Here is a 14,984-nt window from a genome sequence, read left to right on the forward strand (position 1 = left end):
CTAAAGGTTCGACATGCATGTCATGCATGTTGGAGATCGATCGGCGCCGGCTCACGTTTGGTCATAGGGCTGGCGCCTCATGCGTCCGGAAGACAGATGATGTTTGCGTCGTGCCCCCGGGGGCCGTTTCCCGCGCCTTCACCCGGCGCGGCGGATCAACGCAGGGGCGGTTCTGTACTGCCCTCCGGATGCGTTAAGCTGTTCGCGGCATTAGCGAAAGGACGCAAGCAGAAGGGGACTCTTGAAAGGAACACGCAAACGTAAGGAGCACGCCGAATGAACGATGACCTTGCCATCGACACCTATGCGCGGCTGCGCTCCATTACCGGAAACGGGGAACTTTCCATCCTGCTCCTGCTCGCGGGCGCTGTCGCGATCGCCGTAGCATTGCATGCCGTGGCGATGTTTGTGCTCCGCCGCCTGATCAAGCGCGACAGCATTGCGAGTTCGATTCTCAAGCGGATCAGTGGCCCGACGCGCCTTGCGATGGTGCTCTTGGCGTTAGTCCTGGCGCTGCCGGCTGCGGAGTTCAACGCCGAGTTCGCGGAGGCTACACGGCAGGTCTTGAAGGTCGGGGTCGTGGTGCTGCTCGGCTGGAGCGCGGCCATCGCCATCAACGCCACGGCCAGGCGTGTTGCCCGTCGCCACGACATCGGCGTCGAGGACAATCTCACGGCCCGTCGCATCCATACGCAGATCAATATCCTGCGGCGAACTTCGCTCGTCGGCGTGTTCCTGCTGACACTCGGCACGAGCCTCATGATCTTTCCTGCTGTGCGTTCGTTCGGCGTCAGTCTGTTCGCGTCCGCGGGCGTCGCAGGCCTCGTGCTCGGCTTTGCCGCCCGGCCGATCCTCACCAATCTGATCGCCGGGATGCAGATCGCGCTTACCCAGCCGATCCGTATCGACGACGTACTCATCGTCGAAGGAGAATGGGGGTGGGTCGAGGAAATCACCACGACTTATGTGGTGATCCGCATCTGGGATCAGCGCCGGCTGATCGTGCCGCTGTCCCGCTTCATCGAGCAGCCTTTCGAGAACTGGACGCGGGAGAGCGCGGCCATCCTCGGCGTTGTGCTTTGGCATCTCGACTACCGCGCCCCCATCGCCGAGATGCGCACGAAACTCGAAGAGCTGCTCTATGCGAACAAGCTGTGGGACGGGAAGGTTTCGAACCTTCAGGTCGTCGAGTCCGGCGTCTCGACCATCACCGTGCGGGCCTTGATGAGCGCCCGGAACTCGCCGACCGCCTGGGACCTCCGCTGTGAGATTCGCGAGCAGATGCTGGAGTGGTTGCGCGCCGAGCATCCGGAGGCGCTTCCACGCATCCGTGCCCTCATGGATGAGCCGCGGCCGGGGGCCGGGCGCGGGGCCGCGCTGGAGGACGTGCTGTCGTCCTAGGGGTCCTCCGGAAAGGGGCTTCTCCCCAATAGGAGCCGCCGGCTCGTGCCCTCGGGTGGCATTTGGACCGGGCTCAGGGGGGGCACGGGCAACTTGGCAATTTTCTATGCCACATCTTCACGCCAGACTTGCCGCACATGGGCTGGTCATTGGGTAGATATTTTGTCGCGGAGAAGCCTATGATGAATCAAGGGATTGGTTAATCGAGTCCGAACAACGGGCCGTTGACTATGTTGGGGGGCGCTGACGTGACTTTTCGCGTCATCATAAGCGCGTTTGCGTTGGCCTTGTTCCTTCTGGGAACGGGCGGCGCAAGTGTGGACACTACGGACGGACCGGGGGCTTCCGACGCCGCCGTTTTTGCCGTGGCCGAATTGGCCGCCCCCGAAGAGAATTCCCTTGAAGACGCGCTGGCGCTGCTATCGAGCAGCAGCCAGGCCTCCGACAACGACAACGAGACCGAAGAGCTTTGCGCCGTCGGCACCGTGGCGCGGTGCTCCAACCAGGAGATGCGTCCTGGACGGACGCTCGCGCATCGTTGGCATCCGCATAACGCCGGGGCTCCTCCCGTTCCGCCTCCACAGGACCGGGCCGGAATTCGATGGACCGTGGCCGGACTCACGGACCTCCATGTACGGGCCAAAGCGCTGGGCAGGCGTATCGGGTCCGACGCCAAGCTATCGCTAGAGCCGCTCCTCAGCGCTCATCCCACTGCCTCTCTTCTTCCAAGCGCTCCCTCGATCCGGAGTGCGGCGGCCCAAGACGCCAGTCGGCGCCGGTCTCCGCCCAAGCATCTCTTCCTCTCAAGCTCCGACAGTCTTTCGCGGCCGCTCGCGCGCGCTTTTGCGTGCGCTTCCGAGCGCCAATGTCATCTCGTGCGCGTCAGCACGCCATTTTCAATGAAGTTAGAACGGTGGGGGACATCATGACACTTCGTACTTTGCTGAAGGGGCTCGCGGTTGTCGCGGTCATGTGGGGATCGGGTACGGCATTCGCCCAGACGGACGGAGGGGACAGTGGTTCGTCCTCTGAAGCCGCCGCGTCGTCGAACGGCGACACGTCGGGAACGCCTGCGACGTCCACGGCAGAGCCGACGGGTGCTGAAACTGCAGACGATGCTCAAGCAGCGGGGGGCGCCACCGAAAGCGCCGACGGCGAGGTTGGCGAAGAGGTGCCTGCCATCGAAGTGGTGCAGCCGAAGCCGAAGCCGGTTGAAGCGCCCGAGTCCGTTCCCAAATCGACGCCCCGGCCTGTCGCGCGCCGCGCGCCGCCGCCGGCAGCCCCTGCCGCAGCGCCCCGCCGCGCGCCTCCCGCTCCGGTCGCCGAGCAGACCTTCACGGATCGGATCGCGCCGATCGGGGCCGAGACGGATGGCAGCGTGATGACGTCGAACACCGGCGTTCCCATGTCGCCGGTACCCGGCGCCGACCTGCCGCTCGCGAAAGTGCCCGGCGGTGTCACGATCCTGACGGGCAGCGACTTCGCCCGTGAGGGGTATGTCGACACCTTCCAGGAGATCCTTCAGCAGCGTGTCCCTGGTGTCATCATCGGCGACCTCCAGGGCAACGAGTTCCAGACCAACATCCAATATCGGGGTTTCGAGGTCTCGCCCGTGAACGGCGTGCCCCAGGGCCTGGCGGTGTACCAGAACGGCGTTCGCATCAACGAATCCTTCGGCGACAATGTGAACTGGGACTTCCTGCCGGAAATCGCCATCGGGGATGTCGCCGTAGTCAGCGGCAATCCGGTCTACGGCCTGAACGCTCTCGGTGGTGCCATCGTCGTCAACATGAAGAACGGTTTCACCTATCAGGGCGGCGAGGCGATCTTCTCCGCAGGCTCGTTCGGGCGCATGGAGGGTGACGTCCAGGCCGGTCTGAAGAGTGGGAACTGGGGCGTCTATTTCGGCGGTGAGCGCATCACCGACAACGGCTATCGCGATTTCTCCGAGTCCGAGATCCGCCGCATGTATCTCGACCTCGGCTACCGCAACGATGTCTTCGACGTGCACGCAAGCTTGACGGGTGCGGACAACTTCGTGGGTGTCACGGCTTCCGTGCCGATTCAGCTTCTCAACCTCGATCGCGAGCGGACGTTCACGTCGCCGCAAACGACGAAGAACGAGATGCTGATGCCGTCCTTGAACGCGACGGCGAAACTCAACGAGACGACAGCCCTGACCGGTGTCGCGTATTACCGCTACTTTAAGCAGAGCCATGACGACGGCAATATCTCGGAGGCCGCGGAATGCGAAGGCGACGAGGCCATCGAGCGGTTCCTGTGTATCGAGGACGAGCTGGCGCTCGACCAGACGGGCAACCCAATCGTGTTCGACGATCTGCGCATGCCCATCGGCTCGATCGACCGTACCGGTCAGACAGCGGACAGCTGGGGCGGCTCGCTCCAGATGGTGAATACCGACGACCTGTTCAACCGTCAGAATCAGTTCCTGATCGGCGCGAGCTACGACAAGGGTGACGTTACCTACGGCGCATCGAGCGAGCTCGGTTTCTTCAAGCCGCGCTTCGTCGTCGAGGGCAACGGGCTTGTTCTGTCCGCTCCCACCGAAGTCGAGTTCAAGGAACTCGGCACGGAGAACGAATATGTCGGGCTCTATTTCTCCGACACGTTCAACGTCACGGAGAAACTGGCGGTCACGGCCGGTGGCCGCTGGAACTATGCCCAGATCGAGATCAAGGATCTGAGCGGCAATGCGCCCGAGCTGGACGGAACCAGCGAGTTTAGCCGCTTCAACCCGGCTATCGGCGCCACCTACCAGCTCAACGACGATCTGTCGCTCTACGGCGGTTACTCGGAAGCGAACCGTGCTCCGGTGGCGTCCGAGCTCGCTTGCTCGGATCCGAACAACCCTTGTCTGATCGAGAGCTTCCTTGTCGCCGATCCGCCTCTGGACCAGGTTGTGTCGCACACGTGGGAGTTTGGTATCCGTGGCGAGCACAAGAGAGGCCGTGAGGCTCTGCAATGGAGCGCGGGCCTGTTCAGGACCCTCAACACGGATGACATCATCACCGTGTACTCGCCGATCGCGGGACGCGGCGTGTTCGAGAATGGCGGCGATACGCTGCGCCAAGGCATCGAGGCCAGCATCGCCTACACCAACGAACGCCTGTTCACCTATGCGAACTATGCCTTCATCGACGCGACCTATGACAGCCCGCTGGAACTCGCAGCGCCGGACAATCCGCGTGCGGGTGAATGCGTGGAGCGCGGCGGTGGCGGCGACGACGAGGACGGCGAAGAAGGCGAGGAAGAAGAAATCCGCTGTATCAACGTCCGTCCCGGGGATCGTATTCCGGGCATCCCGCAGCACCGGTTCAAGGCCGGCGCCGACTACTGGATCACACCGAAGTGGAAATTCGGCGGCGATCTGCTTGCGGTCAGCAATCAGTACTTCTTCCAGGACGACTCGAACCTGAACGAGCCTCTGGGCGGGTACTGGACCGTGAATCTCCATACCAGCTACGACATCACGCCGCGCATCCAGATCTTCGGCCTCGTGAACAACGTGTTCGACGAGGAGTACGGCGTGTTCGGCACGTTCTTCAATCTGGAGGCGGGCAACTCGGCGGCAGGGGCGGATCCCCAGCTGGGCGACGAGTTCTTCTCCAACTCGCGCACGATCACACCCGGGCCTCCGACGGTCGCCTATGGTGGCGTGAAGGTGAAGTTCTGGTAGAGGCTTCTCCCGCACTCAGCAGATAGTCCGGTGTCCGCTCGATATTTCGAGCGGGCATCGGACGCCTTTTTTGAACGCTAGATGCTCGCTGCATCCGCCGCGATGATCCGATCGGCCAAGTTGACCATGGTCGCGGCCGAAATTTCAGGCCGCCTGAAGAGCGGGTTGTAGGGGGCGCCGGTACGGTCGAGATAGGCCGCCTGCATGCCGGCGCTGAGGGCGCCATGGGTGTCCCAGTCATGCGCAGCGATCAGGCGTAAATCGCCGATGGGGCGATCGAGACGCGCGGCGGCGAATTCGTAGACCTTGGCGTCCGGCTTGAAGCTGCCGGTTTCCTCGACCGAGAGTGCGACATCGAAATTCCCGCCGAGGCCGGAATTGGCAATCTGCTTGGTCACGAGATTGAGCGAGGAATTCGAAAACGCGACCGTGCGGTAGCCGTGGTCGCGCAAGACCTCCACGGCGGGCCTAACGTCGTCATGCGGGGCAAGGCTCGCGAAGCTGTCGAGGATGTCGCCGCGGTCTTCGCCGGACAGTGTGCGGCCGTGAAGCGAAGCAAGCCTGTCCAGCGTCAGTCCGGCTAGTTCCGCGAAACCTGTCTTCACGCCCGTGAGCGCGCAGACGGTGGAGGCGTGCAGCAGCATGGCAAACCATGTGGAGGCGACGGTAGCGTCTCCGAGCGCGCGTTCGAATTTCGGCCTGAGGGGCGCAAGATCGAGAACCGTCTCGTTGATGTCGAACAGGATGGTGTCGCGTGCCACGTGCAGCCTCCAACGCGCCAAAGATCATCGTTTCCCAGTTGGTGTCTTTACACCATGCGGCAGACACGGACGTCACTTTCAGGGGAAGGGGCCAAGTACCCTAGCTGCGCCTCAGCCGCGCGGCGGGCGCCGGCGTTCGTCGAACCAGGGCCGGTAGTCGGTCGCCATGATGCGGCGCTGCGAGGCGGGCGCGCGGCGCTTGCAGGTCTTTGCTTCCTCGCTGCCTTCGAGCGCGCCCCAGCGCATCTCGGCGCAATCGTTGATGTTGTAGGCCATCTCGAGGTCGTTGATGCGGACGAGGAGATCGTCGAGCGAGAGGGTCCACGACGAACCGTCACTGCGCTTGTAGGAGAACTTGCGCTTGCTGAGTTCGGTCAGAAGCGTTTCCTCGAGCTCCGCCTTCACCTCTTCGGGCGTCTTGCCTGGCGGCATGGCGTAGCGGTCCGGGCGCCTTGCGACGCGCTCCGGATACTTCCGTACGACATCCATGGCGATCAAGAGCCGCAAGTCGCGGGATGGCGTCGCGAAGTTTTCCCAGGGGCCGGAGGTTTCGAAGATTGAAGGGCCGTTCGGCATCGCCACTGTCCCGCGGTTGCCGGCGAGAAACTCGCGCCCATTCTCGACAGAATTGACGCGCGCATTCACCTGTTCTTCGAGCGCCGTGACAGCTGCCGTCATGGCCTTCACCGGATCGAGCGGCGCAGGCGACATCACGTCGTCCATGCGGTCATAGAAGGTTTCAACGTCGATGGTCGACTGCTGGAGAGAGAAGTCGCCGTAGTCCGGGTTCTCCTTGATTTCGGCGTTGGTCAACCGCCGCAGCGTGCCGTTGCTTCTCCGCTCGATGGGTCGGATGCGTTTGAAGCCGGGACCACCGAGCGCGGGGTCCTGCGCAAATAGGAAGTTGCCGCGCCAGAAACGTTTGCGTGCGACCGTCCCGTCTGGTTGTCCGTCGACGGCGAGGAAGACGCCGGCGCTGTCATCGGTCTGCGGTACGCGCTTCACCAGCATGAGGATATGCCCGTAAGGATCGGCGTAGATCGTGCCGGGACGCAAGGCGTCGCGGGTCAGCGGTACGGGATAGAAATCCGTATTGTCGTCGTCGGCGGCTGTACGGCCGTTGCCCGAATGCACGCCGTCCGCAATCGATCTCACCAAGTAGTGCTGGAAGCCCGGCACAAGACCTTTCGGCCGTTGCGGCACGGTGTAGCGCACCTGCGATGCGGAGGCCGACCCGCCTCCGAAGAGACCGTTCGACCTTGCCTTGCGGCTGCCTTGGGTGACGACAACACTCGACGGCTGTTCGTCGGCGATGTTCCACCATTTCGTGCACCGCGGCGGCCGTCCGCCGTCGCCGCGCGTGCATTGCGCATAGCCGAAGGGCAGCCCCATCTTGAAAGCGAAATAGGCCCGGAGGAAATAAGGGAGGTCGGCGCAGTCGGGCCGAATCCTCGCGCGCGTCTGATCTTCGTTCAGGCCAAGATGGTTGAACAACATGTTCCGCTGGTCGTCGTGCAGAACCTCGCCCATGGCTTTCCAGGACAGCTCCTCCTCGACCGGAGCGTCGAAGAGCTTCTGGATCCAAGCCGAATAGAGGTTTTCCGTCGAGCGGTCCCATGCGTCGCGTATCGGCCAGACGTTCTTGCCGCCGCTTGCCCCGCGCGGCCGTTTGGCTGCGACCGCGATGTCGTGCGTGACATCGCGGCAGTTCGCGGCCGCCTCTTGCCGTATGAGCTTGGCCTGCCAGGCGCCGGCCTCGGGGGAGGCGACTTCGGCGGTCCAGAAATAGGGCGGTCCGACCTGCATGTCGGACGATTGAGCAATGACCTTTCCCGAAGGACCGATGAGCGCGAGTTCGCCGGCGAGAGGCTTCTCGGCCGCCACGATGACGCGCAAAGGCGCACCTTTCCAGGGCGAGATCGGCGATGATAGGAACGCGAGCCCGAATTCGTCGCAGGCAGCAGCTTCCTCGGCGCTTGCCTGCTGGCGCAGGAAAGCAACCAGGGTGAGAGCGATCAGAAAAGACGTGACCGCAGGGCGTACACTGGACTGGCGTACAGGCAGCATGGAACCCCCGTTACGACTCCCCAGCCGATCCCTAAGGGTACCGCGAAATCGCGCGTGGAAAAACCTCAAATACACGTATTCCGCGCGGTAGAACCCAGGGTCGTTCAGTCCACGGCGTTCCCGCCGTGATGAGGCCCTATTTGCGGGCGAATTGCCCATGTGAATTTTGGGGAAATCGGGGGCGAGGCGCCGGCAGCGGCCCGCGTCTGGGGGCCACTTGCGGCTTCCTTCCGAATCAAATCAAACGTTCCGCTGCCTCCCGACCCCTCCTGCCGTTCTTGCCGGTTCTGTCCGGACTAGCCTAGGCTCCGCTCCCGATGATCGACCAACCGCTTTCCTTCTTCGCAAATTTCGGACAGTACGAGCGCATCCTTTCGGCGACGATGGTCACCTTTTCCATGCTCGGCATGGGGGCGACGCTGACGGTTCGCGACTTCGCGAACACGCTTGCTGCCTGGCGCGGTCTTGCAGTCGGGCTGATCGCGCAGCTCATCCTCGTCCCCATCTGGGCGGGGCTGACCATGTTCGCCATCAGCCTGTTTCCGGAGGGCTTCGGCGGCTTGTCGATGGCGGGCGCCATCGGTATTGCCACGGGGATCGCGTTGATCGCGGCGATGCCCGGCGGTTCGCTCTCGAACCTGCTCACCTTCATCGGCAACGGCAACGTCGCACTGTCCGTCTCGTTGACGGCCATCACGACGCTCATCTGCCTCTTTGCCACGCCGATCGTTCTGGCGGCGCTTGTGAACGTTCAAGTGCCCGGCGAGTTCAGCATCGACAAGCTGCAGATCATGCTGGATATCGGTCTGTTTCTGATCGTGCCGCTGCTCGTTGGCATGGTCATCCGGCGCTTGACCCATTCCAAGCAACAGATCCGGTTCACGAAGGTCATGGTGCGGGCGAGCCTCGCCATGCTGGCGTTGATCATCATCGGCTCGCTCGGTGCCGGGCGGCTGCAGTTCGGCCCCTACGGTTGGTTGGGACCGGCCATTGTCGCCGTCTTCGGTCTCGGCGCGCTGCTTCTGACGCGGCTCTGCGCTTTCGCCTGCGGCATGGTTGAGCGCGACGCGCTGGCCATCGTCATCGAAGTCGTCGTGAAGAACGGCTTGCTGGCCTTGCTGGTCGTAACGTCCATGTTCCCGAACGAGATGCTGTCGGGCGGGGAGGGCCAGGAGATCAACGGTCAAGCCGTTACCCATCAAGCCTTCAATCCGATCATTGCCGCGCGTGACGGCTGTATCTTTGTCGTCCTGTTTTTCAGCGGCTTTGCGCTGATCGCCGGGTCGTCGGCGTCGCTCCGTGGGCGCAAACGGCGGGGCCGGCAGGTCGAGGCGCCGTTCCCCTAGGTCGCGGCCTAGCGTCTCTTCAGCTTCCCCCTAGAGCGGATGCGGGTTTAGCGGATGCCGGACAATGGCGTTTGAGATAGGGTCGGCGCGGTCTTGTCCTTGGAGAATTCTCGAATGCTATTCCTCCGCCCATGTCATGCTGTCGGGCTCGCTCTGACCTTGGGCGTCTTTGCGTCCGCGAGCGCCGCTGCGGAAGAGGAGATGGCGTGGCGGGTCGACAGATACGACAGCGATGTCCCGGAGCACGCGGAGACCGTGATCCTGACCTATGGCATTCCCGAAACGGATGCGGTTGCCTTCGAGGCGATGTGCGGCGGGGCGGACGGCGCAACGCCGCGTGCGATCTTCTGGTACGACACGGTCGACCTTGACGAAAACCAGGACGTGGTTCTGTCGCTTTCGGTTGGAGATCTCGCCGAAGAAGTGCCCGCCAAGGCCTATGGCAAGGACGCCGAAGTCGGCGTGTCCGGACTTCGGGCCGTACTGAGTGCCACGGCGCCTCTGTGGGAAGCCATGGCAAACGACGACCTCCTAACCTATGGCATCGCGGGTGGGGAAAAGCAGGAGCTGCATCTGACAGGTGCCGCCAACGCGCTGCGGAAGTTCACGGCCGCCTGCAGCGGCGGGGCGTGGCCGGACGCTCAAGACGAGGCCGCGGCGGGGGATCCAAGTGCCCAAACGGCCGGATCCGCGATCGCCGCCGCGATAGACGATTTGGCATCGCAGGCGCCGCGTGGGCCCGTGAGCCCCAAGGTGGATGCGGTGTCGTGCGACAGGTTCGGCACGATCAAATCCGAGCGCTCGGAGGTCTCGGCGGAGATCACCTTCGTCAACAAGGCAGACGGCTATCGCGGCCTTGTGTGGATCGATACCGACGGCACGCCTGTCGACCACACGGGGATCAATCAGGGCGAGACGGTCGTCGTGCCAACGTTCGAGACTCATGCCTGGATGATCACGGACGGTCCCGGCAATTGCATCGAGTTGGTTGTGGCCGAGGAAGGGGGCGCGACGTTCGAGATCACCGCGCCCGCGCCGGTCCTCGGACCCGGGAACGACTGAGCGGGGCGCACACGCTTTTCGGTGTTCCTCGCGTCGAAGTCTCGATTTTCCGAGTCTCGCACGCGCAGCGTGCCCCCCTAGATTGCCGATATTGCCCTCTTCCGTAGGCAGCGGGCGGCTGGGCTGATATCACAGGCGGGCCGGTAGCGGTCGAATCGGCGTTGCGGGCTGCGGGGCCCGTTTCAGCCGGTTCTTCCCCGGGTCGATGTCTAAAAATTCCTGAGATTGGGCGGTTTATGCAGGACGCGTTGAGCGATTTTCCTTTACGCGACGAGGAAGGGGATGTCCGTCCCGAGTTCCTCCATGCGGTCGCCGACGCGCTGGAGGAGGGGGACGTTTCCCGTGCGCGCGAGCTGACGCTCGATCTGCACGAAGCCGACCTTGCCGATCTTCTCGAAATCTTGCGTCAGGACGACCGTGCGCGCCTCATTGAGGCGCTCGGCGCAGACTTCAAGGCCGCGGCTTTGCCCGAGCTCGACGAGGCGGTGCGCGACCAGGTTCTCGAGGAGATGCCGCCGGAGCAGGTGGCGGAGGCACTGCAGGAGCTTGATTCCGACGAAGCGGTCTACCTGCTCGAGGATCTCGATCGGAAGGATCGGGAGGACATCCTCTCCAAGCTTCCCTATTTCGAGCGCATCGCTCTGCAGCGGAGCCTGGAATATCCGGAAGACTCCGCCGGCCGCATGATGCAGACCGATCTGATCGCCGTGCCGCCGTTCTGGTCCGTCGGTCAGACCATCGACTACATGCGCGAGGCGGACGATCTGCCGGAGCGCTTCTACGAAATCTTCGTGGTCGACCCGGCCTATCACCTGATCGGTTGTGTGGCGCTTAACAGAATTCTGCGGTCCAAACGTCCGACCGAGGTCGAGACCATTATCGACGAAGAGATGCATCCGATCCCGGTCGAAGCCGACCAAGAAGAGGTGGCGCGCCAGTTCGAACGCTACAATCTGAACTCGGCGCCGGTGGTCGACGAGGACGGTCGTCTCGTAGGTGTCATCACCGCCGACGACATCGTCGAAGTGGTGCAGGAAGAGGCATCGGAAGACATTTTGGCCATGGGTGGTGTCGGCGGCGAGTCCGTGGTCGACACGGTCTGGGAGACGACGCGGCTACGCTTTGCTTGGCTCGTGGCCAATTTGATCACCGCCATTGCCGCCTCCATCGTCATCAGCTTCTTCGAGGCGACCATCGAGCAAATGGTAGCGCTCGCCGTGCTCATGCCCATCGTCGCGTCCATGGGTGGCAATGCGGGTACGCAGACCATGACCGTCGCGGTTCGCGCGCTCGCGACCCAGGATTTGGGACCCGCCAATGCCATGCGCGTCATTTTGCGCGAATGCGCCGTGGGTCTGCTCAACGGCTTGCTCTTCGCCGTCATCATGGCTCTGATCGCGTATTTCTGGTTCGGGAGCGACGGCCTCGGGGTCGTCATCGGCGTGGCGATGGTCGTCAATCTGTTCGCCGCCGCGCTCGCCGGCATCCTGATCCCCCTCGGGCTCGATGCGCTTGACCTCGATCCTGCCATTGCTTCCGGCGTATTTGTCACGACCGTCACCGATGTTGTGGGATTCTTCGCCTTCCTTGGCCTGGCCGCTTTGTGGTTAGCTTAGGCGCGAGGGGGCTTCATGTTCTTCTATTTGGCCAAGGCGGTTTGGTTCGTCCTGCAGCCATCCACGTTCATTGCGCTCTTGATCGGCTACGGCGCGATCCTGATCTGGACGGGCTGGGCGCGGTGGGGCCGGCGCTTCGTCTCGATCGGGGCCGTTCTGCTCCTGGTGGTCGGCCTGTCGCCCCTGGGCAATGCGCTGATCCTGCCGCTCGAGGACCGCTTCCCACGGGCCGATCTCGATCAACAGCCTGCACCGGCAGGGTTCATCATATTGGGGGGGCGGAGAACCGCCTTGTCGGCAGCGCCCGCAAAGCGCCGACCTTGAACGAGGCCGGCGAACGGCTGCTGGAAGGGGCGATCCTGGCGCTGCGGTTTCCCGATGCCAAAGTCGCCTTCTCCGGCGGGGACGCGGGCATTCTCTATAAATCCGACAGCGAAGCGCAGGGAGCGGCAGACATCCTCACCAGTCTAGGCGTTGAAAGAGGACGCCTCGTGTTGGAAGCCAATGCGCGCGACACCTATGAGAACGCGGTCTTCCTGAAGAAGGAGCTGGACCGAGGTGGCGCCTTCAGCCAGGGAACGCGCTGGCTGCTGATTACGTCAGCATACCATATGCCCCGGTCCATCGGGGCGTTCCGCCAGGCCGGCTTCGATGTAGAGCCGTGGCCGGTTGATTACAGGACGCGCGGACCCGAGGACTTCACCAAGCCGTTCGACAAGGTCTCGGAAGGCTTGCGGCGGGTCGACACGGCGACCCGCGAATGGGTGGGGCTTGTGGCCTATTGGCTGACGGGCCGCACTAATGCGCTGTTCCCATCACCAGATCCGACTGAGGACAGTCAGGGCTGACGCAAGCAAGCGCGCCTGTGTCGAGCCACGTCTTGAGATAGGTCGCCGCGCGTAGTTCGGCCTCCTCAGGTCCGGCGAAGGTCGCGACCATCTCGCACAGAACCCCAAACCGCACGCCTCGCGTGGCCTCGGCCCACATCATGGCCTCTTCGGCACTGAGCGGCCGGAAACGCGCCGTGAGATCCTGCCGCCAAACGAGAATGTTCTGAGGCTCGGCGAGGTGCACCGGCGGGGGAGGTGTCGTGCCGCCGTCGAGCGCCATCCAAATATCGGCGGCGTTTGTCTTGAATCGAAGCCGTTGCGCGGTCGGGTGGGGCGTGAAGACCAGCTCCGCCCAGTCGTCGGGCGGGATCGCGGCGAGTTCTTCGATGGAGACCGGCGCGGCATCGGGACCGTCGAAGGCGTCGGCAAGCGCCTTTTCGAGCGCGGCGAGTTCCGCCACTTCCTTGTGCTTGGAAAACGGCGCCGTCGTCCGCGCGAAACCTGGCAGGTAGCGGCCGAACCAGCGCGCATTGCGCTTGTCCGAAGGGTGTGCGGCGATATAGGCATGAGACAGGCGGGAGAACGCATCGTCGCCGAGATAGGTGTGCGTCAGCTCGTAGTCTTTGCCGAGGATCTCGGCGAGCCGCAGTCCGTAGGCATTGCGATAAACGCTGAAGAGCGTAGTTCGATCCTCGGTCGCGCTGTCGTTGATATCGTTCAGGGCTGTGTTGTCGCCGCCCACGATGCCGGCCTGGAATCGCGCCTGCAGGTCTTTGAGACTGGTCATGACAATCCCGTCACCACTGCCGTCATTCTGCGGCGATCACCTTCTTGGCCTCGGCGACCTCCTGGGCAATCTTGCGTGCGATGTCGAGCTCGGCAATGACCTCCGCCAACGGAGGAATGTTGTCGTCCCGCTCGATCATGGTCGACACCGGGCCGAAATGAGAGACCGTCTCGCGGTAGAAGTCCCAAACTTCGTCGCACACGGGATGGTCGTGCGTATCGACGATGTGGTCGCCTTCGTGGCTGTGGCCGGCGAGGTGAAACTGCACGATGCGATCGCGCGGAACCCCATGCAGGAAGTCGCGCGTCGAGAAGCCGTGATTGCAGGCGCTGACATAGACGTTGTTGACATCGAACAGCAGCCAGCAATCGGCTCGGCGGGCGACCTCGCTCACGAAATCCCATTCGCTCATCTCGGACTCCGCGAAGGTCACGTAGCTCGAAACGTTCTCCAGGGTGAGGCGGCGGCCCAGGAAGTCCTGCACACGGCTGACGCGGTCGACCACATGCTCGAGGGCTTCCTGCGTATACGGAATCGGCAGGAGGTCGTGCAGGTTGACGCCATGTACGCCCGTCCAGCACAGATGATCGGAAATCCATTTCGGCTCGGCGCGGTCGGCCAGCGTCTTGAGTTCCGTCAGATACTCCATGTCGAGCGGTGCAGTGGAGGCGATCGACAAGGACACGCCGTGCATCACGATCGGATAGCGTTCGGCGATCTCGTCCAGGACCCGCAACGGCTTGCCGCCGGGGATCATGTAATTCTCGGAGATGACCTCGAACCAGTCGACATTGGGGTCGCCGGACAGAATCTCGTCGTAGTGCTCGGGCCGAAGCCCAAGACCGAAGCCGAGATAGGGTGGTTTGTGGTCGGACAATGCCATCTCCAACGGTGCTTAGCACCCATAGTCATATAGGAAGTGGCGAAGCCGGCCGCAAACGCGGCCGGCTCCGGCCGTGGCGGGGCTAGCTCTTGAACTCGCCGCCCTGTTCGGCGCACTCGGTGTCCGTCGTGACGACGAAACCTTTGCCCTTGCAGGCATTGTGGCCCTTGCAGGCGTTCGAAGCGGTCTTACAGGCGCTCTGGCCCTTACAGGCATTCACGCCGAAGCACTTTCCGGTCTCGCCGCCAGCGGCCAGGGCGGACGTGGCAAGCGTGCCGGATACGATTAGCGCAGCAGCCGTAAGGGCAATCTTGGTCCCGGACTTCTGGTTCATCTTCATGGATACTCTCCTAGTGTGTGGGTGTTCCCAATTTCTGGCGCCGAACGCCATCGTTGGACGGTAGCCTCAAATCCCGGAACGCATGCGTCACACCTCTTCAAAGCGTTGTGACTTGCTTCACGCTGGCGTGAGTTCGGTTCCGGCGCTTCGGCTATCGATGGCGGCGAGGTCTGCGCAACGCGGACAAAATAAAG

At 63.1% G+C, this 14,984-nt stretch carries 12 protein-coding genes; 7 read left to right on the forward strand and 5 right to left on the reverse strand.

The window, feature by feature from the left end; all coding sequences use genetic code 11:
- Positions 1-276 precede the first annotated feature (276 nt).
- Both DCY11_RS14525 and DCY11_RS14530 read left to right on the forward strand, forming a co-directional pair.
- On the forward strand, positions 277-1,401 hold the full coding sequence (locus DCY11_RS14525) for a mechanosensitive ion channel family protein (RefSeq protein WP_108683472.1): 1,125 nt from the start codon (positions 277-279) through the stop codon (positions 1,399-1,401).
- 925 nt (positions 1,402-2,326) lie between these two features.
- On the forward strand, positions 2,327-5,098 hold the full coding sequence (locus DCY11_RS14530) for a TonB-dependent receptor (protein ID WP_159080053.1): 2,772 nt from the start codon (positions 2,327-2,329) through the stop codon (positions 5,096-5,098).
- Between the two features lie 77 nt (positions 5,099-5,175).
- Here the strand turns inward: DCY11_RS14530 and DCY11_RS14535 are convergent, their stop codons facing one another.
- Entirely contained in the window at positions 5,176-5,859 is a 684-nt protein-coding gene (locus DCY11_RS14535; RefSeq protein ID WP_108683474.1) for an HAD-IA family hydrolase, read from the reverse strand.
- Between the two features lie 111 nt (positions 5,860-5,970).
- Positions 5,971-7,926, reverse strand: a complete 1,956-nt coding sequence (locus tag DCY11_RS14540; RefSeq protein ID WP_108683475.1) for a hypothetical protein — start codon at positions 7,924-7,926, stop codon at positions 5,971-5,973.
- A 317-nt stretch (positions 7,927-8,243) separates the two neighbouring features.
- Between DCY11_RS14540 and DCY11_RS14545 the strand changes: the two genes are divergently transcribed.
- From DCY11_RS14545 to DCY11_RS15635, 5 genes are all read left to right on the forward strand, one after another.
- Positions 8,244-9,272: a bile acid:sodium symporter family protein gene (locus tag DCY11_RS14545; protein ID WP_108683476.1), complete on the forward strand. Its 1,029-nt coding sequence runs from the start codon at positions 8,244-8,246 to the stop codon at positions 9,270-9,272.
- A gap of 114 nt (positions 9,273-9,386) precedes the next feature.
- Complete coding sequence (locus DCY11_RS14550) at positions 9,387-10,334, forward strand: hypothetical protein (protein ID WP_108683477.1); 948 nt, start codon at positions 9,387-9,389, stop codon at positions 10,332-10,334.
- Between the two features lie 248 nt (positions 10,335-10,582).
- On the forward strand, positions 10,583-11,950 hold the full coding sequence (mgtE, locus tag DCY11_RS14555) for a magnesium transporter (protein ID WP_245409387.1): 1,368 nt from the start codon (positions 10,583-10,585) through the stop codon (positions 11,948-11,950).
- A gap of 15 nt (positions 11,951-11,965) precedes the next feature.
- A complete protein-coding gene (locus DCY11_RS15630; RefSeq protein ID WP_159080054.1) occupies positions 11,966-12,274 on the forward strand; it encodes a hypothetical protein in 309 nt (102 codons plus the stop codon).
- Positions 12,271-12,798 carry a YdcF family protein gene (locus DCY11_RS15635; protein WP_159080055.1) on the forward strand — a complete coding sequence of 176 codons (528 nt, stop codon included), beginning with the start codon at positions 12,271-12,273 and terminating at the stop codon, positions 12,796-12,798. The genes DCY11_RS15630 and DCY11_RS15635 overlap by 4 nt, the downstream gene beginning before the upstream one ends.
- On the opposite strand, the gene DCY11_RS14565 is transcribed toward DCY11_RS15635, so the two are convergent.
- The 3 genes from DCY11_RS14565 to DCY11_RS14575 all read right to left on the reverse strand — a co-directional run bounded on the left by DCY11_RS14565 (position 12,749) and on the right by DCY11_RS14575 (position 14,790).
- On the reverse strand, positions 12,749-13,567 hold the full coding sequence (locus tag DCY11_RS14565) for a DNA-binding domain-containing protein (protein WP_108683479.1): 819 nt from the start codon (positions 13,565-13,567) through the stop codon (positions 12,749-12,751). The two genes, DCY11_RS15635 and DCY11_RS14565, sit on opposite strands and share 50 nt — an antisense overlap.
- 22 nt (positions 13,568-13,589) lie before the next feature.
- Entirely contained in the window at positions 13,590-14,444 is an 855-nt protein-coding gene (locus DCY11_RS14570; protein ID WP_245409388.1) for a DUF692 domain-containing protein, read from the reverse strand.
- 88 nt (positions 14,445-14,532) lie between these two features.
- A complete protein-coding gene (locus DCY11_RS14575; protein WP_069444830.1) occupies positions 14,533-14,790 on the reverse strand; it encodes a hypothetical protein in 258 nt (85 codons plus the stop codon).
- Positions 14,791-14,984 lie beyond the last annotated feature (194 nt).

Source organism: Methyloceanibacter sp. wino2 (assembly GCF_003071365.1).
Classification (GTDB): Bacteria; Pseudomonadota; Alphaproteobacteria; order Rhizobiales; family Methyloligellaceae; genus Methyloceanibacter.